General features: G+C 73.7%; 21 protein-coding genes. 18 read left to right on the plus strand and 3 right to left on the minus strand.

Annotated features, from left to right (window positions below):
• The first annotated feature begins 61 nt into the window (after positions 1-61).
• From EDF34_RS09415 to EDF34_RS09435, 5 genes are all read left to right on the plus strand, one after another.
• Entirely contained in the window at positions 62-418 is a 357-nt protein-coding gene (locus EDF34_RS09415) for a YraN family protein (RefSeq protein WP_123371087.1), read from the plus strand.
• Positions 419-1,942 carry a YifB family Mg chelatase-like AAA ATPase gene (locus tag EDF34_RS09420; protein WP_123371088.1) on the plus strand — a complete coding sequence of 508 codons (1,524 nt, stop codon included), beginning with the start codon at positions 419-421 and terminating at the stop codon, positions 1,940-1,942.
• Between the two features lie 80 nt (positions 1,943-2,022).
• On the plus strand, positions 2,023-3,243 hold the full coding sequence (dprA, locus tag EDF34_RS09425) for a DNA-processing protein DprA (RefSeq protein WP_233575290.1): 1,221 nt from the start codon (positions 2,023-2,025) through the stop codon (positions 3,241-3,243).
• A gap of 397 nt (positions 3,244-3,640) precedes the next feature.
• Positions 3,641-4,573: a tyrosine recombinase XerC gene (locus EDF34_RS09430; RefSeq protein WP_123371090.1), complete on the plus strand. Its 933-nt coding sequence runs from the start codon at positions 3,641-3,643 to the stop codon at positions 4,571-4,573.
• Between the two features lie 18 nt (positions 4,574-4,591).
• Positions 4,592-5,539 (plus strand): FliA/WhiG family RNA polymerase sigma factor, encoded by a 948-nt coding sequence (locus tag EDF34_RS09435; protein WP_199737760.1) that lies wholly within the window; start codon positions 4,592-4,594, stop codon positions 5,537-5,539.
• Between the two features lie 7 nt (positions 5,540-5,546).
• On the opposite strand, the gene EDF34_RS09440 is transcribed toward EDF34_RS09435, so the two are convergent.
• Positions 5,547-6,236, minus strand: a complete 690-nt coding sequence (locus EDF34_RS09440) for a M23 family metallopeptidase (protein ID WP_123371091.1) — start codon at positions 6,234-6,236, stop codon at positions 5,547-5,549.
• 426 nt (positions 6,237-6,662) lie between these two features.
• Here EDF34_RS09440 and rpsB point away from each other — a divergent pair, with 426 nt between their 5' ends.
• The 8 genes from rpsB (at position 6,663) to dxr (ending at position 13,836) form a co-directional block, all read left to right on the plus strand.
• The gene (rpsB, locus tag EDF34_RS09445; RefSeq protein ID WP_123371092.1) at positions 6,663-7,667 is read left to right on the plus strand and encodes a 30S ribosomal protein S2; all 1,005 of its coding nucleotides are present in this window, start codon (positions 6,663-6,665) and stop codon (positions 7,665-7,667) included.
• A 106-nt stretch (positions 7,668-7,773) separates the two neighbouring features.
• On the plus strand, positions 7,774-8,619 hold the full coding sequence (gene tsf, locus EDF34_RS09450; RefSeq protein WP_123371093.1) for a translation elongation factor Ts: 846 nt from the start codon (positions 7,774-7,776) through the stop codon (positions 8,617-8,619).
• Between the two features lie 125 nt (positions 8,620-8,744).
• Positions 8,745-9,488, plus strand: coding sequence for a UMP kinase (gene pyrH / locus EDF34_RS09455; RefSeq protein WP_123371094.1), 744 nt, complete (start codon positions 8,745-8,747; stop codon positions 9,486-9,488).
• 62 nt (positions 9,489-9,550) lie between these two features.
• A complete protein-coding gene (gene frr, locus EDF34_RS09460; protein WP_123371095.1) occupies positions 9,551-10,108 on the plus strand; it encodes a ribosome recycling factor in 558 nt (185 codons plus the stop codon).
• Positions 10,108-10,944 (plus strand): phosphatidate cytidylyltransferase, encoded by an 837-nt coding sequence (locus EDF34_RS09465; protein WP_123371096.1) that lies wholly within the window; start codon positions 10,108-10,110, stop codon positions 10,942-10,944. Before frr ends, EDF34_RS09465 begins: the two co-directional genes overlap by 1 nt.
• 26 nt (positions 10,945-10,970) lie before the next feature.
• A complete protein-coding gene (gene rlmN, locus EDF34_RS09470) occupies positions 10,971-12,098 on the plus strand; it encodes a 23S rRNA (adenine(2503)-C(2))-methyltransferase RlmN (protein WP_123371097.1) in 1,128 nt (375 codons plus the stop codon).
• Complete coding sequence (locus tag EDF34_RS09475) at positions 12,095-12,649, plus strand: DivIVA domain-containing protein (RefSeq protein ID WP_123371098.1); 555 nt, start codon at positions 12,095-12,097, stop codon at positions 12,647-12,649. The genes rlmN and EDF34_RS09475 overlap by 4 nt, the downstream gene beginning before the upstream one ends.
• Before the next feature lie 11 nt (positions 12,650-12,660).
• Positions 12,661-13,836: a 1-deoxy-D-xylulose-5-phosphate reductoisomerase gene (gene dxr, locus EDF34_RS09480; protein ID WP_233575291.1), complete on the plus strand. Its 1,176-nt coding sequence runs from the start codon at positions 12,661-12,663 to the stop codon at positions 13,834-13,836.
• Here the strand turns inward: dxr and EDF34_RS09485 are convergent.
• Positions 13,833-15,116: an FAD-binding oxidoreductase gene (locus EDF34_RS09485; RefSeq protein ID WP_148076608.1), complete on the minus strand. Its 1,284-nt coding sequence runs from the start codon at positions 15,114-15,116 to the stop codon at positions 13,833-13,835. The two genes, dxr and EDF34_RS09485, sit on opposite strands and share 4 nt — an antisense overlap.
• A 146-nt stretch (positions 15,117-15,262) precedes the next feature.
• Between EDF34_RS09485 and EDF34_RS09490 the strand changes: the two genes are divergently transcribed.
• The 4 genes from EDF34_RS09490 (at position 15,263) to EDF34_RS09505 (ending at position 19,142) form a co-directional block, all read left to right on the plus strand.
• Positions 15,263-16,573, plus strand: a complete 1,311-nt coding sequence (locus EDF34_RS09490) for an RIP metalloprotease (RefSeq protein ID WP_123371101.1) — start codon at positions 15,263-15,265, stop codon at positions 16,571-16,573.
• 22 nt (positions 16,574-16,595) lie between these two features.
• Entirely contained in the window at positions 16,596-16,943 is a 348-nt protein-coding gene (locus EDF34_RS09495) for an iron chaperone (protein ID WP_123371102.1), read from the plus strand.
• Between the two features lie 114 nt (positions 16,944-17,057).
• Positions 17,058-18,194 (plus strand): flavodoxin-dependent (E)-4-hydroxy-3-methylbut-2-enyl-diphosphate synthase, encoded by a 1,137-nt coding sequence (gene ispG / locus EDF34_RS09500; RefSeq protein ID WP_199737806.1) that lies wholly within the window; start codon positions 17,058-17,060, stop codon positions 18,192-18,194.
• Between the two features lie 57 nt (positions 18,195-18,251).
• Positions 18,252-19,142: a DUF4081 domain-containing GNAT family N-acetyltransferase gene (locus EDF34_RS09505; protein ID WP_123371104.1), complete on the plus strand. Its 891-nt coding sequence runs from the start codon at positions 18,252-18,254 to the stop codon at positions 19,140-19,142.
• Positions 19,143-19,145: 3 nt separating this feature from the next.
• Here EDF34_RS09505 and EDF34_RS09510 read toward each other — a convergent pair whose 3' ends face one another.
• Positions 19,146-20,036, minus strand: coding sequence for an Fpg/Nei family DNA glycosylase (locus EDF34_RS09510; protein WP_123371105.1), 891 nt, complete (start codon positions 20,034-20,036; stop codon positions 19,146-19,148).
• Positions 20,037-20,121: 85 nt separating this feature from the next.
• Here EDF34_RS09510 and EDF34_RS09515 point away from each other — a divergent pair, with 85 nt between their 5' ends.
• Positions 20,122-21,891: a proline--tRNA ligase gene (locus EDF34_RS09515; protein WP_123371106.1), complete on the plus strand. Its 1,770-nt coding sequence runs from the start codon at positions 20,122-20,124 to the stop codon at positions 21,889-21,891.
• Positions 21,892-21,893 lie beyond the last annotated feature (2 nt).

Consider the following 21,893-nt stretch of genomic DNA (forward strand, 5'->3'; position numbering starts at 1 on the left):
TCGTCCCCAGACCTGAGCACCGGCTCCTTCCCAGCCTGCCCGCATGCGGCACGGTCAGGACATGCGAGCCAAGGATGCGGTCGGTCGGTACGGCGAGGACGTCGCCGCGCAGCACGTCCTGCAGGCGGGGTGGCAGGTCCTCGACCGCAACTGGCGGTGCCGCGACGGCGAGATCGACCTGGTCGGGCTCGACGGGGACGAGCTGGTCGTCGTCGAGGTCAAGACGCGGCGGTCGACGGCCTACGGGCATCCGGCGGAGGCGGTGACGCGGCTCAAGCTGGCTCGCGTGCGGCGGCTCGCGGCCGCCTGGCTCGCCGCGCACGACCAGCGGGTCGCGTCGGTGCGGGTCGACGTCATCGCGGTGCTGCTGCCGCCGCGCGGCGCGGCCGTCGTCGAGCACCTGGTCGGGGTGATCTGAGTGGTGCTGGGACGCACGCTCGCGGTCGCGCTCGTCGGGCTCACGGGCCACGTGGTCGAGGTGGAGGCACACCTGGCCCCGTCGCTGCCCGCGTTCACGCTCGTCGGGCTGCCCGACGCCTCGCTCGCCGAGGCTCGTGACCGCGTGCGCGCCGCCGTCACGTCCTCGGGGCTGTCGTGGCCGAACCGGCGGATCACGGTCAACCTGTCGCCGGCGACGCTCGCGAAGTCCGGCTCGTCCTTCGACTTGGCGATCGCTGTCGCGACGCTCGTCGGCGCCGAGGTGCTCGACGCTGCGGCCGCCGTCGGCGTCGTCCACATCGGCGAGCTGGGGCTGGACGGGCGTGTGCGGCCCGTGCGGGGCGTGCTCCCGGCGGTGGCGGCGGCCGTCGCCGCGGGGCACCCGCGGGTGGTCGTCCCGCACGCCAACGCGGCCGAGGCCGCCCTCGTGCCGGGTGCCCGCGTCGCCGGGGTCGGCTCGCTCGCCGAGGTGGCCGCCCGCTACGGCGCCGACGTGGACGTGCCCGAGCTCGCGGTGGCGACCCTGGAGGCGGTGCCTGCGCCGCCTCCGCGGGGCGTGCTCGACCTGGCTGACGTGGTGGGCCAGGGTGACGCGCGCGAGTGCCTCGAGGTGGCCGCCGCGGGCGGCCACCACCTGCTCATGGTCGGGCCGCCGGGGACGGGCAAGACGATGCTCGCCGCGCGGCTGCCCGGCCTGCTCCCCGACCTCGACGAGGCGGACGCGGTCGAGGTCACGGCGGTGCACTCGGTCGCCGGCACGTTCGACCCCGGCGGCGGCCTGCTCCGGCGGCCGCCGTTCGAGGACCCGCACCACACGGCCACGCCGGCGAGCGTGGTGGGCGGCGGCTCGGGCACGCCGCGACCGGGCGCGGCGTCGCGGGCGCACCGCGGGGTGCTGTTCCTGGACGAGGCACCGGAGTTCTCGACGGCCGTGCTGCAGACGCTGCGCCAGCCGCTCGAGCACGGCGAGCTCGTGCTGCACCGCGCGCAGGGCGCCGCGCGGTACCCGGCGCGCTTCCAGCTCGTGCTCGCGGCCAACCCGTGCCCGTGCGGCAAGGCGGTCGGCAAGGGCCTCGACTGCACGTGCCGCAGCGAGCAGCGGCGGCGGTACTTCGGCAAGCTGTCCGGCCCCCTGCTCGACCGGGTGGACCTGCAGGTCGAGCTCCAGCCGGCGCGGGCAGGGGGCGCCGAGGGGGAGTCGACGGCCGTCGTCGCCCGACGCGTGTCGGCGGCCCGGGCGGCGGCCCGCGACCGGCTCGCGGGCACGCCGTGGCGCACGGGTGCCGAGGCGCCGGGTGGGTGGCTGCGGGAGCGGCTCGGTGCGGACGCCTCCCTGCTCGGCGACCTGGACCGCGCGCTCGACCGCGGCACGCTCAGCATGCGCGGGGTCGATCGCGTGCTGAGGGTCGCCTGGACGCTGGCAGACCTCGAGGGCCGTCCGGCGCCCGGGCGTGCCGACGTCGGCCGCGCCCTGCTGCTGAGGACACGGGGGCACGGGGCATGACGGCCCATCGGGAGCCGGACCCGCCGCGGGACGCGCGTCGACTGAGAGGTGCAGTCCCCTCGCGCCGGCTGGATCAGGCGATGTCGGACGACCGCGTGGCTCGCGCGGCCTGGAGCGCGCTCGCGGAACCGGGCGACCTCGTGGCCGGCGCCCTGGTGGCGACGCTCGGGGCCGTCGACGCACTCCGGCTGGTCGTCGCTGCGGCGGAGGTCGGGCTCGCCTTCGCGTGGGCCGACGTCGTGGGGGAGGGCGCGGTCGACCGTGAGCAGGCGGCCGGGGGGCCGGGTCCGGGTCCGGTCCTGGGTCTGGGCGGCGTCCGGTTGGCGCGCGCCGTCGAGCGGTGGTCGGTCCGCCTGGAGGACGTCGCGCCCGAGAGGGACCTGGGCGTGCTCGACGCGCAGGGTGGCTCGTTCGTGGTCCCCGACGACCCGGGATGGCCGACCGGGCTCGACGACCTCGGAGCCGGTGCGCCCTTCGGGCTCTGGGTGCGTGGCGAGCCCGACCTCGGTGTGCTCCTCGGGCGGTCGGTGGCGCTCGTGGGGTCGCGGGCGTCGACGACCTACGGGGAGCGGGTGGCGGTCGACCTCGCGGCGGGCGCGGTCGATGCACGTGCGTGCGTCGTCTCCGGCGGCGCGTACGGGATCGATGCCGCCGCCCACCGCGGCGCGCTGTCGCGCGGAGGCCGGACCGTGGTGCTGCTCGCGGGGGGCGTCGACCGGGCCTACCCCGCAGGGAACGCGCGGCTGTTCGAGGCGGCGGTCGGTCAGGGCGGCGCGCTCGTGGCCGAGGTGCCGCCGGGTAGCGTCCCGACCAAGGGCCGGTTCCTCCAGCGCAACCGTGTGATCGCGGCGGGCGCCCGGGCGACGGTCGTCGTCGAGGCGGCCTGGCGGTCGGGTGCGATGAGCACGGCCCACCACGCCGCACGGCTCCTGCGACCCGTCGGGGCGGTGCCCGGGCCCGTCACGTCGGTCGCCTCGGCGGGGTGCCACCGGCTGCTGCGGGAGGGGTCTGCCGTCTGCGTGACGGACGCCGCCGAGGTGATGGACCTCGCGGGGCTCGTCGGAGCGGACCTCGTGGCGGAGCCGGCCGAGCCGGTCGGGCCGTCGCGTCGGGCGGACGGGCTCGACCCCGGGGCGGTGCGCGTGCTCGACGCGCTCCCCGTCCGGGCGGGCGTCACCGTCGACCAGGTCGCGGCGCGGGCCGGGGTGACGGTGGGGGAGGCGCGGGCCGCACTCGGGTTGCTCGAGCTCGAGGCGCGGGCCGCACGGGACGGCGACCGGTGGAGGCTGGCTCCCGCATGAAGGGCCCGCCCGGACCGGGCCGCGACGGGCCGCGACCGGGTAGCGACAAGCCGCGACGGGCAGCGACGGGAAGGAATTGGGCCGGCGGAGCCGGGAACGGCTCGTGGCCCACATTCGTTGGAAAGCACGCCGACCGATGCATGTCCGGTTCGGTCCGTCACGCACCTTTCGCTCCACCGGCGTGTCGCCGCGGCCGAACGGGTGTACGCGCCACCCCGGGAGGGTGACGAGGGCATTTCGACCCGGAGACTGAAGTGGCGAGCGGGTGAAAAACCGGCCGTGTGGCCCTTCTCACGACCCCACAATCGGACATTCCGGTGGCATTCGACCAGCATTAGCCCAGGCAGGTGAATTCTGCCCTTGTCTTGGCTGTGTGTTTCAGGTCACCGTAGGGCCCATGACCACGACCGAGCTCATCGAGAAGGCGCCCTGCCGGGCTGCGCTGCTCGATGCCTTCTCGTCGTACGTCTCCGCTCAGCGAGGCCTGTCGAGCCACACCGACCGGGCCTACCGCAGCGACATCGAGGCCCTGCTCGGCTTCTCCGTCCGCCACGGCGCCACGACTCTCGACGACATCGACCTGCGGATGCTGCGGGCCTGGCTCGCAGCACAGGCGGCTGCCAAGCGCAGCCGGGCGACGCTGGCCCGCCGCGGCGCCGCCGCCCGCACGTTCCTCGCGTGGGCTGCCCGGACCGACCGCATCGCGGTGGACCCGTCCCTGCGGCTCGCGACGGCCCGCGTCAGCGCGCCGTTGCCGACCGTCCTGCGCACGAGCGCCGTCACGGCCGTGATCGAGGCCGCACGTGAGCGCGCCGCAGACGGCGAGGCCGCCCACGTCCGCGACTGGGCGATGCTCGAGCTGCTCTACGCCACCGGCGTCCGCGTCGGCGAGCTCTGCTCCGCCGACCTGCGCGACGTCGACCTGGCCGAGCGGACGCTGCGGGTCCTGGGCAAGGGGTCCAAGGAGCGCGTCGTCCCGTTCGGGGTCCCGGCTCGTGCCGCCCTCGTCGCCTGGCTCGACGGTGCCCGCCCCGCTCTCGCGCGTCCCGACTCACCCGACGCGCTCTTCCTCGGCCTGCGCGGCGGTCGCATCGACCCGCGCCAGGTGCGGGAGGTCGTGCACAGCGCGACCGCGGCTGCCGACGTCGAGGACCTCGCACCCCACGGCCTGCGGCACACCGCCGCGACCCACCTCCTCGAGGGTGGCTCGGACCTGCGCAGCGTGCAGGAGATCCTCGGCCACGCCAGCCTCGCGACCACACAGCGCTACACCCACATCTCGGCCGAGCGACTCCGCTCGGCCTACGCACTCGCCCACCCCCGCGCCTGAGCCACCCCGGAGCCCCCAATGACGACGACCCAGGTTGACGCCGCCGCCGCATGGCTGGCCCACGTCGGTGCCGACGCCGCCCCCGCAGGCGTCGTCCCGCAGCCCCGCAACCAGCAGGCTGACGCCGCGGTCGACGCCGAGCTCGGCTCGCTCGTGGCCGCGCCCGAGGTCCCGACGCAGCGCTCGCCGCTGGTCGACGAGGCCGCGGCCGCGCTCGCCCTCCTGTGGGTCGACCTCAAGGACAAGGGCTGCGCGACCGCTCGCCAGAACCTGATCCTGCACTACGCCCCGCTCGTCTCGGCCGTCGCCGGCCGCGTCGGGATGCGCCTGCCCAGCACGGTCGAGCACGCCGACCTCGTGTCCTACGGAATGTTCGGTCTGATCGACGCGATCGAGAAGTACGAGACCGACCGCGCGGTGAAGTTCGAGTCTTACGCGAGCTCGCGGATCCGCGGCGCGATCATCGACGAGCTGCGCGCCATGGACTGGGTGCCGCGCTCGGTGCGCACCAAGGCCCGCGCTGTCGACCGCGCCCACGCCGAGCTCGAGGCCAAGCTGCACCGCGCCCCGACCGAGATCGAGATCGCCCGCCACATGCAGGTGCCGCTCGCGGACCTGCGCGCGGTGTACTCGCAGCTCTCCTCGGTCAACATCGCGGCGCTCGACGAGCTGCTCGGCGGCGGCGAGGAGCGCGTCGGCGGAGTCTCGCTCGTGGACACCCTCGGCGACGACCGCTCGCAGGACCCGGCCGGCAGCGTCGAGGCGGCCGAGACCTCCTTCCTCCTCTCCCGCGCGATCGAGCAGCTCGGTGAGCGCGAGCGCATCGTTGTCGTCATGTACTACTACGAGGGCCTCACGCTCGCCGAGATCGGCCGCGTCCTCGGCGTGACCGAGTCGCGCATCTCGCAGATGCACACGGCCGCGATGCTCCGCCTCCGTTCCCGGCTGACCGCCGCCGGGGTCTGACCGGCCCTCACGGCCAGGTCGCGCGCCCAGCGACGGGTAGGCCGGGCGGGTCGGGCAGCAGGACGATCGGGCCCGAGCCGCCGACGAGCGCCATCGGGTCGAGGTAGACCGGTGGGTCGGCTCGCCCCGCGCGGACGCCCCAGTGCACGCACGGCCGGTCGCAGTGGCCACCCGTGGCGGCGACCGAGCCGACGAGGTCGCCAGCCGTCACCCGGTCACCGGCGGCGACGTCGGGCACGACAGGCTCCACGCTCGAGCGCAGCCCGCCCGCGAGGGCGACCGTCACCAGCGGCCGACCCGCCACGCGGCCCGCGAACGTCACGACCCCGTCGCCGGGCGCGAGCACGTCGCCCCCCACGACGGCCGCCAGGTCGACGCCACGGTGACCTGCCGCCCACGGGGCGGGCGGCCGCTCGAAGCGCCGCAGCACGTCGGCGCGACCTGGGACGGGCAGGACCAGCGCGCGCGTCGCCGTCGGCGTGGGCGGCTCGGGGCCTGGCCCGGCGGCAGCCGGCGCGGCGAGCGCGGCGATGAGCAGCACGAGCCCGGTGACGTGCGACGCGACACGCGCCCGGGGGCTGGCGGCGACCGGCCCGAACCGCGCCCGCACGGCGGGCCCGAACCGAGCCGGGAACCGGGCGGCGGCCGAGACGCCAGGTGCCGGTGGGGGAGGTCCGGAGCGGGTGGAGGTCGTCATGCAGCGAGAATGTGCTCGGCAGCGTCCGCTGCGCCGCGGCACCGGCCAGAACGGTGGACGCGGCCAGGCGGCCCGGGGGCTGTGGTCGGCTCGCCGCGGCAGGTGACCCCCCCCGCCGTTCGGTGGCGCGTCCCACAGGTGCCGGGGCCCGCGTGACGCGGCCGACCCCGCCGATCGGTTAGACTTCCGCATGCGACCGGTCCGTGCCGGTCGACTTCGCGCGTCTTCCACCCGCACCCCTCCCGCTCCGGCGGGTCATGGGAGCGGGGTCGCCACCGCAACGGTCCGGGCCTCAGGGTCCGGCGCGGTCGGGGACAGGACGCCAGGGGCACCGGCAGACGTCGGCGCCACAACCGAGATGCGGGCTCCGTCGCAGGGGTCCGCCATGACGCGCGCACCGGCAGGTGCGCGCCGGAAGGACGTGCCATGGCCGTCGTGACCATGCGCCAGCTGCTCGAGAGCGGTGTCCACTTCGGGCACCAGACCCGCCGCTGGAACCCCAAGATGAAGCGCTTCATCTTCACCGAGCGCAACGGCATCTACATCGTCGACCTGCAGCAGTCGCTGTCGTACATCGACAACGCCTACGAGTTCGTCAGCCAGACCGTCGCGCACGGCGGCACCATCCTGTTCGTCGGCACCAAGAAGCAGGCGCAGGAGCCCGTGGCCGAGCAGGCCGCACGCGTGGGCATGCCCTACGTGAACCAGCGCTGGCTCGGCGGCATGCTGACCAACTTCGGCACCGTCCACAAGCGCCTGCAGCGCCTCAAGGAGCTCGAGCAGATCGACTTCGACGACGTCGCCAGCTCGCCGCTGACCAAGAAGGAGCTGCTCGTCCTGCGCCGCGAGAAGGACAAGCTCGCGAAGACGCTGGGCGGCATCCGCGACATGGCCAAGGTTCCCTCGGCCGTGTGGATCGTCGACACGAACAAGGAGCACCTCGCGGTCAACGAGGCGCGCAAGCTCGGCATCCCCGTCGTCGCGATCCTGGACACCAACTGCGACCCCGACGTCGTCGACTACCCGATCCCGGGCAACGACGACGCGATCCGCGCCGTCCAGCTGCTCACCCGCGTGATCGCGGACGCCGCGGCCGACGGCCTGCTCAAGCGCCACTCGGGTCGCACCGCGGCCGCCGAGGGCACCGAGGCCGCCGAGCCCCTGGCCGAGTGGGAGCGCGAGCTCCTCGCCGGCGCCGAGGCCGACCTGGCCGCGACGGAGGCGGCCCCGGCTGCTGAGGCCGCGCCCGCCGAGGCCGCTGCCGAGGCCACCCCGGCCGAGGCTGAGGCCGCTCCGGCCGACGCTGCCCCCGCCGAGGCTGAGGCCGCTCCGGCCGAGGCCGAGACCGCCGAGGTCGCCGCCGAGGCGCCCGCCGCCGACGAGGCCCCCGCGGCCGAGGCTGCCGCCGAGGGCGACGCCGACTCCAAGTGACCCGCTCGGGTGCCGGCGGACCTGACCAGGTCGCCGGCACCCGGCACGTCACCGACCCGCCAGGGTCCCGCATCAACTCACGCGACTCACGAAGGACGGACCACTGATGGCGAACTACTCGCTCGCAGACATCAAGGCGCTGCGCGAGAAGACCGGCGCAGGCATGCTCGACGTCAAGAAGGCGCTCGAGGAGGCGGAGGGCGACGCCGACAAGGCGCTCGAGATCATCCGCGTGAAGGGCCTCAAGGGCGTCGGCAAGCGCGAGGGTCGCTCGGCCTCGGACGGCCTCGTCGCCGCCCACGTCGGCCCGACCGCGGACGGCGAGGGCCAGTCCGGCGTGCTCGTCGAGATCAACTCCGAGACGGACTTCGTCGCCAAGAGCGAGAACTTCATCTCCCTGGCCGAGCGCGTCCTGAACGCGGCCGTCGAGACGGGTGCCCGCGACGCGGACGCCCTGACCGGCGCCGACTACCAGGGCACCACGGTGCAGAACATCGTCGACGAGACGGCCGCCACCCTGGGTGAGCGCGTCGTCGTCCGCCGCCTGGCCCGCGTGGCCGGCGAGCACGTCGAGGTCTACCTGCACAAGGTCAACAAGGACCTGCCCCCGCAGGTCGGCGTCCTCGTGGCGACCGACGCGGCCGGCGCGGGCGTGGCGCGCGACATCGCGACGCACATCGCCGCGTTCTCGCCGACGTTCCTGACGCGCGACGAGGTCTCGCCCGAGACGGTCGAGAACGAGCGCAAGATCGCCGAGGAGACCGCGCGCAACGAGGGCAAGCCCGAGGCCGCGCTCCCGAAGATCATCGAGGGTCGCCTCAACGGGTTCTTCAAGGAGAACGTCCTGCTCGACCAGGCGTTCGCCAAGGACCCGAAGAAGACGGTCGCCCAGGTCCTCTCCGAGGTCGGCGGCACCCTGCAGGGCTTCGTGCGCTACCGCGTGGGAGCCTGACCCCAGCACCATCCGGTGGCCCCGCCCGTCCAGGGTCGGGGCCACCGGCGCAGGACCGGCCAGCGGGCCGGGCGGAACCCCGCCAGCACGGCAGCGACGGTACGGACGACACCCAGGAGGAACGCGTGAGCCAGCAGCCCACCGACGTGACGACCGAGACCGCCCCGCGGCGCGTCCTGCTCAAGCTCTCCGGGGAGACCTTCGGCGGCGGTGACGTGGGCCTCGCGGTCGACGTGGTCCGCCGGGTCGCCGAGGAGATCGCCGTGGCCGTGCGCGAGGGCGTGCAGGTCGCGATCGTCGTCGGCGGCGGGAACTTCTTCCGCGGCGCGCAGCTCTCGCAGAGCGGGCTCGACCGGGCGCGTGCCGACTACATGGGCATGCTCGGCACGGTCATGAACTGCCTGGCGCTGCAGGACTTCCTCGAGCAGGCGGGCGTGAGCACGCGCGTGCAGACGGCCATCACGATGGGCCAGGTCGCCGAGCCGTACATCCCGCTGCGCGCGATCCGGCACCTCGAGAAGGGCCGCGTCGTGATCTTCGGCGCCGGAGCCGGCATGCCGTACTTCTCGACCGACACGGTCAGCGTGCAGCGGGCCCTCGAGACGCACTGCGACGAGGTGCTCATGGGCAAGAACGGCGTCGACGGCGTCTACAGCGCGGACCCGCGCAAGGACCCCGACGCCGTGAAGCTCGACCACCTGACCTACACCGACGCGATCGTCGGCGACCTGGCCGTCATGGACTCCACGGCGCTGTCGCTGTGCCGCGACAACGACGTGGTCATGCGCGTCTTCGGGCTCGAGGACGAGGGCAACGTCACGCGGGCCCTCCAGGGTGAGAAGATCGGCACGCTGGTCACCGCGGGCTGACCACGCCCAGCACCGCACGCACGGCACGCACCACCACCGACACGAACGAGACGGAGCACCTGGTGATCGACGACACCCTCCTCGAGGCCGAGGAGAAGATGGACAAGGCCGTCGAGGTCGCCAAGGACGACTTCGCGACCATCCGCACCGGCCGGGCGAACGCGGCGATGTTCTCGAAGATCTTCGTCGACTACTACGGCAGCCCCACGCCGCTGCAGCAGCTCGCGTCGTTCAACGTGACCGAGGCGCGCACCATCCTCATCTCGCCCTTCGACAAGTCGGCCAGCGTCGCCATCGAGAAGGCCCTGCGGGAGTCGGACCTGGGCGTGAACCCGACGAACGACGGCAACGTCATCCGGGTCGTCCTGCCGGCCCTGACGCAGGACCGCCGCAAGGACTTCGTCAAGCTGGCCAAGAACAAGGCCGAGGACGCGCGCATCTCGGTGCGCTCGGTGCGTCGTCGGGCCAAGGAGGAGCTGGACCGCATCGTCAAGGACGGCGAGGCCGGCGAGGACGAGGTCAGCAGGGCGGAGAAGGAGCTCGAGGTGCTCACCAAGAAGCACACCGAGCTCATCGACCACCTGCTGGCGTCCAAGGAGAGCGAGCTGCTCGAGGTCTGATGACGGAGCTCGCCGCCCCCCGCACGTCCCGCTCGGGTCGCGACCTCCCGGTCGCGATCGCCGTCGGCCTCGGCATCCTCGTGGTCGTCGTCGCCTCCTTGTTCATCGTCAAGGAGGTCTTCGCGGGCTTCGCGGTCCTCGTGGTGTGCGCGGCCCTGTGGGAGCTGGCGCAGGCCTTCACGCGCCGCGGCATCCACCTGCCGCTGCTGCCTCTGCTCGTCGGCGCCGTCGGGATCCTCGTCTCCGCCTACACGGCCGGGCCCGAGGCCCTGTTCGTGGCGTTCATGCTCACGGTCGGCGGGGTCGTCATCTGGCGCGTGCTCGACGGCAGCGGCGAGCAGGCGCTGCGCGACGCGACCGCGGGCACGTTCGCCGCGGCCTACCTGCCGTTCCTCGGCGGCTTCGTCATGCTCATGCTCGCGGAGCCCGACGGCCCCGCGCGCGTGCTCGTGTTCATCCTCCTGTGCGTCGCGAGCGACACGGGGGGGTACACCGTCGGCGTGCTCGTCGGCCGGCATCCTCTCGCGCCGTCCGTCAGCCCCAAGAAGTCCTGGGAGGGCCTGGTCGGCTCGGTCGTGCTCGCGTGCGTCGTGGGCGTCGTGAGCATGCAGATCGCGTTCGACGGCAACGCACTCGTCGGGGTCTTCCTCGGCCTGGCGACCGTCGTGACGGCCACGCTCGGCGACCTGTGCGAATCCCTGCTCAAGCGGGACCTCGAGCTCAAGGACATGGGCTCGCTCGTCCCCGGGCACGGCGGCATCCTCGACCGGCTCGACTCGCTCCTCCTGACGGCGCCCGCCGTCTACCTGATCCTCGCGGTCCTCCAGCCCGCGTGACCCGAGTACTCCAGAAGGGGGTGCCCATGACCGGGACACCCGTCCGCCTCGACCTGTCGTCACCGACCCGAGGCCCCCGCGGCAAGCCGCCGCAGCACTTCGTCGACCTCACGCCCGAGGAGCGCGTCGCCGCCGTCACGGGTCTGGGGGAGAAGCCGTTCCGCGCCAAGCAGCTCGCGACGCACTACTTCACGCACCTGTCCTCGGACCCGTCGACCATGACGGACCTGTCGAAGGCGTCCCGCGACAAGCTCGCCGAGAGCCTGTTCCCGCCGCTGCTGACCAACGCGCGCACCCTGACCGCCGACGGCGGCACCACGGTCAAGACGCTGTGGCACCTGTTCGACGGCGCCAAGGTCGAGACCGTCCTCATGCGATACAAGAACCGCTCGACCCTGTGCATCTCGAGCCAGGTCGGCTGCGGGCTGGCGTGCGGGTTCTGCGCCACGGGCAAGATGGGCCTGACCCGGAACCTGTCGACCGCCGAGATCGTCGAGCAGGTCCGTGAGGCCGCGCGCGCCCTGGGCGCCGGCGAGATCCCGGGCGGGCCGGCGCGGCTGACCAACGTCGTCTTCATGGGCATGGGCGAGCCCCTGGCCAACTACAAGGCGATCATGGGCACGGTGCGGACCCTGGTCGCGCCGACGCCCGACGGCTTCGGCATGTCGGCCCGCAACATCACGGTCTCGACCGTCGGCATGGTGCCGGCCATGCTCAAGCTGGCCGACGAGGGCATCCCGGTGACGCTGGCGCTGTCGCTGCACGCGCCCGACGACGAGCTGCGCAGCGAGCTCGTGCCGGTCAACACGCGCTGGGACGTGGACGAGGCGATCGACGCCGCGTACCACTACTTCGAGGTCACCGGCCGCCGCGTCTCCATCGAGTACGCCCTCATCCGGGACATCAACGACCACGCGTGGCGCGCCGACCTGCTGGGCGAGAAGCTCAACGCGCGGGGCAAGGGCTGGGTGCACTGCAACCCGATCCCGCTCAACCCGGTGCCCGGCTCGAAGTGGACGGCGAGCGATCCCGGGGTCGAGGACGAGTTCGTGGCACGCTTGCGGGCGCACGGGATCCCGACCACCATCCGGGACACGCGCGGTAGCGAGATCGACGGAGCCTGCGGCCAGCTCGCGGCGGAGGAGGACGAGTGAGCGACGGGATGTTCCGGACGGCGTCGGGGCTGCGCAGCGGCTACGACCCTGACGAGGTCGACGACTTCTTCGAGCACGCTCGGTCCGTCTACGAGCAGGGGCCGGCCGGCGCACTGGCCGCCAAGGACGTGCGGGGCGTGGCGTTCGACGTGGTCCGGGGCGGGTACGTCACGGCAGCCGTCGACGCGGCGCTCGACCGGCTCGAGGCCGCGTTCGTGGCCCGCTCGCGCGCGGAGTTCGTCGCCGAGAACGGCCAGCAGGCCTGGTTGGCCAAGCTGGGGGAGCAGGCGCGCACGCTCTACGGCCGGCTGGGCCGACCCGACGGGGACCGGTTCGCGCCGCCCGAGGGTCGCCACCAGGGCTACGAGCCCGCCGACGTCGACGCGCTGTGCCACCGCCTGGTCGCCTATTTCGACAAGGGTGCGCCGCTCGCGGCCGCCGAGGTCCGGGCCGCGACGTTCCGTGCGCGCAAGGGGCACAACGCCTACGGCGAGGCCGCGGTGGACGCGTTCTTCGCGCGCGCGGTCGAGGTGCTGCTCGGCGTCGAGTGATGATGGTCGGCGTGAGCCAGCCCACCAGCCAGCGCAGCGTCACCCTCCTGGGGTCCACCGGATCGATCGGCACCCAGGCCGTCGACGTCATCACCCGCAACCGTGAGCGCTTCGACGTCGTCGGGCTCAGCGCGGGCGGCGGCGACGTCGCACTCCTGGCGCGGCAGGTCGTCGACCTCGACGTACCGGTCGTCGCGGTGGCCGACCCCAGCGCCGCGGCTCCGCTGCGCGAGCTGCTGACGGGCCGCGACGTCGAGGTGCTCGTCGGGCCGGAAGCCTCCACCGAGCTGGCCGGCCGCGGCGCGGACGTCGTGCTCAACGGCGTCACGGGCTCGGTCGGGCTCGGGCCGACGCTCGCCGCGCTGGCCGCGGGCAGCACCCTCGCGCTGGCCAACAAGGAGTCGCTCGTCGTCGGCGGCGCGCTCGTGCAGGCCGCGCGGCTGCGCGCCGACCAGATCGTGCCGGTCGACTCCGAGCACTCCGCGATCGCCCAGGCGCTGCGCGGCGGGTCGCGACCCGAGGTGCGCAGGCTCGTCCTCACGGCGTCCGGCGGTCCCTTCCGCGGCCGGTCTCTCGACGACGTCAAGGCCGTGACGCCGCAGCAGGCGCTCGCGCACCCCACGTGGTCGATGGGCCCGGTGGTGACCATCAACTCCTCGACGCTGATGAACAAGGGGCTCGAGCTCATCGAGGCGCACCTGCTGTTCGACGTGCCGATCGACGACATCACGGTGGTCGTGCACCCGCAGTCCGTCGTGCACTCGATGGTCGAGTTCGTCGACGGCTCGACCATCGCCCAGGCCTCCCCGCCGGACATGCGGCTGCCGATCGCGCTGGGCCTGTCCTGGCCGGACCGGGTCGCCGACGTCGCGCCTCCCTGCGACTGGACGACCGCGGCGACGTGGACGTTCGAGCCGCTCGACGAGGAGGTCTTCGGGGCCGTCCGTCTCGCCCGAGCGGCGGTGGCGGCGTCCGCGACCCACCCGGCGGTCTACAACGCGGCCAACGAGGAGTGCGTCGCGGCGTTCCTCGACGGGCGCATCGGCTTCCTCGACATCGTCGGGACGGTCGAGCGCGTGCTCGACGAGCACGCGGGCACGGCGGCCGCGGACCTCAGCCTGGAGGCGGTGCTCGCCGCCGAGACGTGGGCGCGGGCGCGCGCCCACGAGGTGCTCGCGCGGAATTAGCCGATCGGGACCCGGTCGAGCACGGCCGCCGCGGTGCGGCTCCGCCGGCCGGCGCTCTCGGCAGCGTCCGCGCGCGCCGCCGCACGCATCGCGAGGCTGACCGCCGCGCCGCCGAGCGGGGGCCAGTCCGGGGAGCGGTGGCCGACCCACGGCAGGTGCACGAGCGACGACTCGACACCGCACGCCAGGTCGGCGAGCGTGCGTCCCGCGAGGTTGGCCGCCGTGACCCCGCTGGCCCCGAACCCGCCGGCACCGCCGAGTCCCGACGCTGGGTCCAGCTCGACCGACGGGAGTCCGTCGCGCGGCACGCCGAGCCGGCCGGACCAGCGGAGCGCACCCGCCGGGTCAGCGACGGGGAAGAGGGTGGCCAGTGCGCGGTCGAGCGCCGACGGGTGGCCGGCACCGGTCAGGAGGAGCCGGTCGTCGGCGGTCCGCCGGGCCTGCACGGGCAGGTGCGCCGCCTCGCGCACGACGACTCCGGGCTCGAGGCCGATCTCGCCCCACGCGCGCGCGTCGAGCCGGGTGGTGGCCAGGGCGTGCGCGGGAACGGCCGCGAGCGTCCGACCGGTCGCGACACCCGGCACGCCGGCCTCCACGGTGGTGAGCACGACCGGCGCACGCACCGTGCCGCGGTCGGTGAGCACGGCGTGCGGCGAGACACGCTGCGCGGTCGTCCGCTCGGCGAGGCGCACGCCGCGCGCGAGCAGCACGTCGAGCAGGCCGCGGACCAGGCGGGCGGGGTCGAGGACCGCGCAGTCCGGGGTCCACGCGCCGGCCTTCACGCCGGGTACCCGCACGTGCTCCTGCGCACCGGCGGCGTCGAGCAGCGACCACTCGTCGCCCCACGTCGGCGCGGTCGCGACGAGCTCGCCGAGCCGCTCGACCTGCGCGGTGCTGCGCGCCACGCGCAACGCGCCGCCGAAGCCGAACCCGCACTCGACCTGCTCCAGGGCGAGCGCCCCGCCGACCTCGACGACCGCGTCGCGCATCGCGGCCCGCAGGTCCAGCGCGGCGTCCCGGCCGAACGCGAGCGCGACGCGCTCGGCGCTGATCGCGAGGTCCGCCGAGCACGCGCCCAGGCCCTGCGTGCTCGCGCCCTCGCCCACGACGCCCGCGTCGAGGAGCAGGACGTCGAGCGCGGCATCGGCGTCGAGCAGGTAGTACGCGGTCCACAGCCCCGTCAGGCCGGCGCCGACGACGACCACGTCGGCGGTAGTGTCGCCGTCGAGCGGCTCGGTCGGGCGGCGGTCGGCCAGGTGGGCGGACCAGAGCGACGTCATGCTCGGACGGTAGCCGGTCGCCGCGCACGCGTGCGGGCGGCGCGACGTGCGCAGTCTCACCCTGCTGGCTGTCAGCGGATTCCCAGACGATGACGGCAAGATAGGTCGACGCGCGCGACTGCGCGTCTCGAATCTGCGGAGGGTCGATGGCCTACCTGGTCGGCGTGCTGATCGTCGTCGTGGTCCTGCTCCTGTCCATCGGGCTGCACGAGATCGGGCACATGGTCCCCGCCAAGCGCTTCGGCGTGCGCGTCAGCCAGTACATGGTGGGCTTCGGCCCCACGCTGTGGTCGCGCACCAAGGGGGAGACCGAGTACGGGCTCAAGGCGATCCCGCTGGGTGGCTACGTGCGCCTCGTCGGCATGTACGCGCCCGACGAGGCGGTCGGCAACCCTCCGGCGAACACGTGGTTCCGGCGGCTGTCCCGCGACGCGCGGCTCGCGAGCGCCGAGGAGATCCAGCCCGGTGAGGACGCCCGGGCGTTCTACCACCTGTCCACGCCCAAGAAGCTGGTCGTGATGCTCGGCGGGCCCGTGATGAACCTGGTCATCGCGTTCGTGCTGCTCGGGATCGTCGCCGTGGGCTTCGGCACGCCGACGACGACCCCGACGCTGTCGACCGTCTCCCAGTGCGTCATCCCGTCGGACGCCGACCCGGACCGCACCTGCCAGCCGACCGACCCGGCCGCACCCGGTGCCGCGGCCGGCCTGCTGCCGGGCGACACGGTCGTCAGCTACGACGGCGTCCTGATCGAGTCCTGGGACCAGCTCACCACCGCGATCCGTGCCACGGGCGACGAGGCGACCCCGATCGTCGTCGACCGCGACGGCGAGCAGGTCTCGCTGACCGTGACGCCCGTGGTCGCCCAGCGCGGCGTGTACGACGAGAACGGCCAGCCCGTGCTCGACGCGTCGGGCGTCCAGGAGACCCAGGCGGTCGGCTTCCTCGGCATCTCGCCGAGCGAGGTCATGGAGCGCCAGTCGCCGCTCGCCGTTCCCGGCATCGTCGCGGACACCACCTGGAAGACTATCTCGGTGGTCGGCACGCTGCCGAGCCGCGTCGTCGACCTCGCGCAGACCACGTTCGGCGACAAGGAGCGCGACGTCAACAGCATCGTCGGCGTCGTCGGCATCGGCCGGTTCGCCGGTGAGATCGCCTCGGCGAACGACGTGAGCGAGGGGATCAAGGCGTCCTCGCTCCTGTCGATCCTCGCGGTGCTCAACATCTCGCTGTTCGTCTTCAACCTCATCCCGCTGCCGCCCCTAGACGGCGGGCACGTCGCCGCCGCGCTGTGGGAGGGCGGCCGCCGCCAGGTCGCCCGGCTGCGCGGCCGGCCGCGGCCCGGCCCGTTCGACTCGGCCAAGCTCGTGCCGCTGGCGTACGCGGTGTTCGTCGTGCTCGGTGCCGTGGGGCTGCTGCTCGTCTACGCCGACGTGTTCAACCCGATCGCCATCTGAGGTCGTCGCTAGCCTGGTCGGCATGTCGGAGCTGAGCGAGTACCTCGAGAGCCTGCCCGCCGGACGTCGCGCCGCCATCGAGCGGGTCTACGCGCGTGCGCGCGCACTCGTGCCCGACGCCGAGGACGGCGTCGGGTACGGCATGCCCGCCCTGCGCTACCGGGGCAAGCCCCTGCTGTCGGTGATGTCCGCGAAGGGGCACATCGGTCTGTACCCGTTCAGCCCGCCCGCGCTCGACACCGTGCGCGACGAGCTCGCGGACTTCTCGCTCGCCAAGGGCACGCTGCGGTTCTCCGAGGACCAGCCGGTGCCCGACGACGTGCTCGACCGGCTGCTCCTGGCCCGGCGCGACGAGATCGACGGCGCCTGAGCGCCACGCGCGGGTGAGGTTGCGTGGTGAAGTCGTGCAGGCGCACGCTCCCGCGCAGGTACGGGGCCCGGACGGTGCGATGATGAGCGGGTGAGCATCCCGATCAGCCTCGGCATGCCGGAGGCCCCCGCACCCGTGCTGGCCCCGCGTCGCCGTACCCGCAAGATCCGTGTCGGCAAGATCGAGGTCGGTGGCGACGCCCCCGTGAGCGTCCAGTCCATGGCCACGACGCAGACGTCGGACGTCAACTCCACGCTCCAGCAGATCGCCGAGCTCACGGCCGCCGGCTGCGACATCGTGCGGGTCGCCGTGCCGACGCAGGACGACGCGGACGCGCTGCCCGCGATCGCCCGCAAGTCGCAGATCCCGGTGATCGCCGACATCCACTTCCAGCCCAAGTACGTCTTCGCGGCGATCGACGCGGGCTGCGCGGCCGTCCGCGTCAACCCGGGCAACATCCGCAAGTTCGACGACCAGGTCGGCGCGATCGCTCGCGCCGCGGCCGACGCCGGGACGAGCCTGCGCATCGGTGTCAACGCCGGCTCGCTCGACCCACGGCTGCTCGCGAAGTACGGCAAGGCGACCCCCGAGGCTCTCGTCGAGTCCGCCGTCTGGGAGGCGTCGCTGTTCGAGGAGCACGACTTCCACGACTTCAAGATCTCGGTCAAGCACAACGACCCCGTGGTGATGGTGCGCGCCTACGAGCTGCTGTCCGAGCGGGGCGACTGGCCCCTGCACCTCGGCGTCACCGAGGCGGGTCCGGCCTTCCAGGGCACGATCAAGTCCGCGACCGCGTTCGGTGCGCTGCTCAGCAAGGGCATCGGCGACACGATCCGCGTCTCCCTGTCCGCACCTCCCGTCGAGGAGGTCAAGGTCGGCATCCAGATCCTGCAGTCGCTCAACCTGCGGCCCCGCAAGCTCGAGATCGTCTCCTGCCCGTCCTGCGGGCGTGCGCAGGTCGACGTCTACACGCTGGCCGAGAAGGTGACCGCCGGGCTCGAGGGCATGGAGGTGCCCCTGCGCGTCGCGGTCATGGGCTGCGTCGTCAACGGCCCCGGCGAGGCTCGGGAGGCCGACCTCGGCGTCGCGTCCGGCAACGGCAAGGGGCAGATCTTCGTGCGCGGCGAGGTCATCAAGACCGTCCCCGAGGCGATGATCGTCGAGACCCTCATCGAGGAGGCCATGCGCCTCGCCGAGGAGATGGACCCCGTCGAGGCGGGCGACGGCTCCCCGGTCGTCACGGTCGGCTGACGGCCGCGCGGTCGCGTCGCAGCGCGCGCGGGGTGTGACCTGGTGCACAATCACCCCATGGCACCACGTCGCGCGACGGCGCTCGACGAGCGGACCGGGGGGCGCGTCCTCGACGACGGCGACCTCGCGGCCGCTCTGGCCGTCTGCGCGCAGGACCCGGTCGGCTCCGTGCTGGCCACGGCACGGCTCGAGCAGGCGCTCGAGATCGGCATCCGGCGCGCCGGCGGTGAGCTGTGGGGCTACGAGAAGGACGGCCGGCTCGAGGGTATCTGCTGGGCCGGCGCGAACATGGTGCCCGTGGTTCCCGAGGCTCCCGGAGTCGACCCCGACCGCGCGATCGAGTCGTTCGCGTCGATGGCCCGCCGCCAGGGCCGACGCTGCTCGTCGCTCGTCGGACCTGCCTACGCGGTGCTCGGCCTGTGGGGTCGGCTGCGTCCGGCCTGGCCCGGCGCGCGCGAGGTGCGCGACGACCAGCCGTCGATGGTGATGGACGGCCCGCCGGTCGTCGCGCCCGACCCCCGGGTGCGGCCCTCGCGGTTGGACGAGCTGCCGCAGGTGCTCCCGGCGTGCGTCCGTATGTTCACCGAGGAGGTGGGCTACTCGCCGGCGAGCGGCCCGGGCGGCCCGTACGAGACGCGCGTGCGCGGGCTGGTGACGCAGGGGCGCTCGTACGTGCGCATGTCCGACGACGAGGGCTCGGTGGTGTTCAAGGCGGAGCTCGGCGCCGTCGCCGGGGGAGTCGCCCAGGTGCAAGGGGTGTGGGTCACGCCCGAGCACCGCGGCAAGGGCCTGTCCGAGCGGGGGATGGCCGCCGTCGTCGAGCTCGCTCTGGCCGAGGTCGCGCCGGTCGTGTCGCTCTACGTGAACGCGTACAACGTGCGCGCGCTCGCGGCCTACCGCCGGGTGGGCTTCCGCCAGGTCGGCTCGTACGCGACCGTGCTCTTCTAGGCGCTACCGCAGCAGGCGCGACATGCGCCGGTCGGCGAGCGGCTTGCCGCCGGTCTGGCACGTCGGGCAGTACTGCAACGACGAGTCGGCGAACGACACCTCGTGCACGGTGTCGCCGCACGGCGTGCCGTCCCAGCCCGGGCAGGGCTCGCCCGTGCGGCCGTGCACGCGCATGCTGCGGCGCTTCCCGTCCTTGAGGTCCGCGGCAGGGCGCCCCGCCGCGACCGCGACCGCGCCCGTGAGCACCTCCCGGATCGCCGCGTAGAGGGTGCTCGTCCTGGCCTCGTCGAACGACCGGGTCATCGCGAACGGGGACATGCGGGCCTCGAGCAGGATCTCGTCCGAGTACGCGTTGCCGATGCCGGCGATGGTCCCCTGGTCGCGCAGCAGGCCCTTGACCTGCTGGTTCTTGGCCGCGAGGAGCTCGGCCAGGCGCTGCGGCGTGAACTCGTCGGACAGCGGCTCGACCCCGAGCGTCGCGATCTGCGGGACGTCGTCGGGCTCGCGGACCACGTGCACGGCGAGCCGCTTGCGGGTGCCGGCCTCGGTCAGGTCGAAGCCCGAGTCGTCGTCGAGCCGCACGCGCAGCGCGATCGGTGACTTGCCGGGGCGGACGGGCGTGGTCGTCAGCTTCTCCGACCAGCGCACCCAGCCCGCGCGCGAGAGGTGCCAGACCAGGTGCAGCGGCTCGCCGGTGCTGGTGGCGACCATGAGGTCGAGCCACTTGCCGTGCCGCGACACGTCGACCACGGTGGCGCCGACGAGCGCGTCCGGCGGCGGGTCGAACGTCTTGAGCGCGCTGATCGCGCCGATGCTCACGGCGGTGACGGCATGCTCGGACGCGCGCTCGCGCAGGAACTGGGCGAGCCCTTCGACCTCGGGGAGCTCGGGCACAGGCCCATCGTGGCGCACGGCACCCACGCGCGCACGCAGGTCATTGCGTTCGAGGGCGCCCGCCCGCACAACTAGGCTGGCGTCCATGCTCCTTCGCCTGTCCACGCTGTTCGTCCGCACGCTGCGCGAGGACCCCGCCGACGCCGAGGTCGCCAGCCACCGGCTGCTCGTGCGCGCGGGGTACATCCGTCGCGCCGCGCCCGGCATCTACACCTGGCTGCCGCTGGGCCTGAAGGTGCTCGCGAAGGTCGAGGCCGTCGTGCGCGAGGAGATGGAGGCCGCGGGGGCCCAGGAGGTGCACTTCCCGGCGCTGCTGCCCAAGGAGCCCTACGAGGCGACGGGCCGCTGGACCGAGTACGGGCCCAACATCTTCCGGCTCAAGGACCGCAAGGGCGGCGACTACCTGCTCGCGCCCACGCACGAGGAGCTGTTCACGCTGCTGGTCAAGGACCTGTACTCGTCGTACAAGGACCTGCCCCTGACGCTGTTCCAGATCCAGACGAAGTACCGCGACGAGGCGCGCCCCCGCGCCGGCCTCATCCGCGGCCGCGAGTTCGTCATGAAGGACGCGTACTCGTTCGACGTCGACGACGCCGGCCTGGACGCGAGCTACCAGGCGCAGCGCGACGCGTACCGCCGCATCTTCGACCGGCTCGGCCTCGAGTACGTCATCGTCGCGGCCACCTCGGGCGCGATGGGCGGCTCGCGCTCCGAGGAGTTCCTCACCCCGACCGCCATCGGCGAGGACACGTTCGTGCGCTCGGCCGGGGGCTACGCGGCGAACGTCGAGGCCGTGACCACGGTCGTGCCCGACGCGATCGCGTTCGACGACGCCCCGCAGGCGCACGTCGAAGACACCCCCGACACCCCGACGATCGACTCGCTCGTCGCGATCGCCAACGCGCAGCACCCCCGCCCCGACCGTGCCTGGACCGCCGCTGACACGCTGAAGAACGTGGTCGTCGCGCTCGTGCAGCCCTCGGGCGAGCGCGAGCTGCTCGTCATCGGTCTGCCCGGTGACCGCGAGGTCGACCTCAAGCGGCTCGAGGCCGGCGTCGCGCCCGCCGAGGTCGAGACCGCGGGCGACGCCGACTTCGCGCGGCACCCCGAGCTCGTGCGCGGCTACATCGGCCCGTCCGTGCTCGGCCCGAACGGCGCCGATGGCTCGGTCCGCTACCTGCTCGACCCCCGCGTCGTGCCCGGCTCCCGCTGGATCACGGGCGCGAACGAGCAGGGGCGCCACGTCTTCGACCTCGTCGCCGGCCGCGACTTCACGGCCGACGGCACGGTCGAGGCCGCCGAGGTGCGCGCCGGGGACCCCGCGCCCGACGGCTCGGGCCCGCTCGAGCTCGCGCGCGGCATCGAGATCGGCCACATCTTCGCGCTGGGCCGCAAGTACGCCTCCGCACTCGGCCTGACGGTCCTGGACCAGAACGGCAAGGCGCAGGTCGTCACGATGGGCTCGTACGGCATCGGCGTCACCCGCGTCCTCGCGGCCCTGGCCGAGGCGAACCACGACGAGCGCGGGCTCGCCTGGCCCGCCCACGTCGCGCCCGCCCAGGTGCACGTCGTCGCGACGGGCAAGGACGAGGCCGTCTTCGAGGCCGCCGAGTCCATCGCCCAGACGCTGCACTCGCGCGGCATCGAGGTCATCTACGACGACCGTCCCAAGGTCTCGCCCGGCGTGAAGTTCGCCGATGCCGAGCTCCTGGGCGTGCCGCTCGTCGTGGTCGTCGGCCGAGGGCTGGCCGAGGGCGTCGTCGAGGTCCGGCCTCGCGTCGGCGGGACCGCCGAGCAGGTGGCTGTCGCCGAGGCCGCGGACCGCGTCGCGGAGCTCGTCGACTCGCTGCGCTGAGC

It is taken from the genome of Cellulomonas sp. PhB150 (assembly GCF_003755175.1).
Lineage (GTDB): Bacteria > Actinomycetota > Actinomycetes > Actinomycetales > Cellulomonadaceae > Cellulomonas.

Excerpts from the sequence above, each read along its gene's own strand:
- EDF34_RS09415 (WP_123371087.1), top strand. The coding sequence starts at position 62 with ATGCGAGCCAAGGATGCGGTCGGTCGGTACGGCGAGGACGTCGCCGCG.
- dprA (WP_233575290.1), top strand. The coding sequence starts at position 2,023 with ATGTCGGACGACCGCGTGGCTCGCGCGGCCTGGAGCGCGCTCGCGGAA.
- EDF34_RS09430 (WP_123371090.1), top strand. The coding sequence starts at position 3,641 with ATGACCACGACCGAGCTCATCGAGAAGGCGCCCTGCCGGGCTGCGCTG.
- EDF34_RS09435 (WP_199737760.1), top strand. The coding sequence starts at position 4,592 with ATGACGACGACCCAGGTTGACGCCGCCGCCGCATGGCTGGCCCACGTC.
- EDF34_RS09440 (WP_123371091.1), bottom strand. The coding sequence starts at position 6,236 with ATGACGACCTCCACCCGCTCCGGACCTCCCCCACCGGCACCTGGCGTC.
- rpsB (WP_123371092.1), top strand. The coding sequence starts at position 6,663 with ATGGCCGTCGTGACCATGCGCCAGCTGCTCGAGAGCGGTGTCCACTTC.
- tsf (WP_123371093.1), top strand. The coding sequence starts at position 7,774 with ATGGCGAACTACTCGCTCGCAGACATCAAGGCGCTGCGCGAGAAGACC.
- EDF34_RS09465 (WP_123371096.1), top strand. The coding sequence starts at position 10,108 with ATGACGGAGCTCGCCGCCCCCCGCACGTCCCGCTCGGGTCGCGACCTC.
- rlmN (WP_123371097.1), top strand. The coding sequence starts at position 10,971 with ATGACCGGGACACCCGTCCGCCTCGACCTGTCGTCACCGACCCGAGGC.
- EDF34_RS09485 (WP_148076608.1), bottom strand. The coding sequence starts at position 15,116 with ATGACGTCGCTCTGGTCCGCCCACCTGGCCGACCGCCGCCCGACCGAG.
- EDF34_RS09490 (WP_123371101.1), top strand. The coding sequence starts at position 15,263 with ATGGCCTACCTGGTCGGCGTGCTGATCGTCGTCGTGGTCCTGCTCCTG.
- EDF34_RS09495 (WP_123371102.1), top strand. The coding sequence starts at position 16,596 with ATGTCGGAGCTGAGCGAGTACCTCGAGAGCCTGCCCGCCGGACGTCGC.
- ispG (WP_199737806.1), top strand. The coding sequence starts at position 17,058 with ATGCCGGAGGCCCCCGCACCCGTGCTGGCCCCGCGTCGCCGTACCCGC.
- EDF34_RS09505 (WP_123371104.1), top strand. The coding sequence starts at position 18,252 with ATGGCACCACGTCGCGCGACGGCGCTCGACGAGCGGACCGGGGGGCGC.
- EDF34_RS09515 (WP_123371106.1), top strand. The coding sequence starts at position 20,122 with ATGCTCCTTCGCCTGTCCACGCTGTTCGTCCGCACGCTGCGCGAGGAC.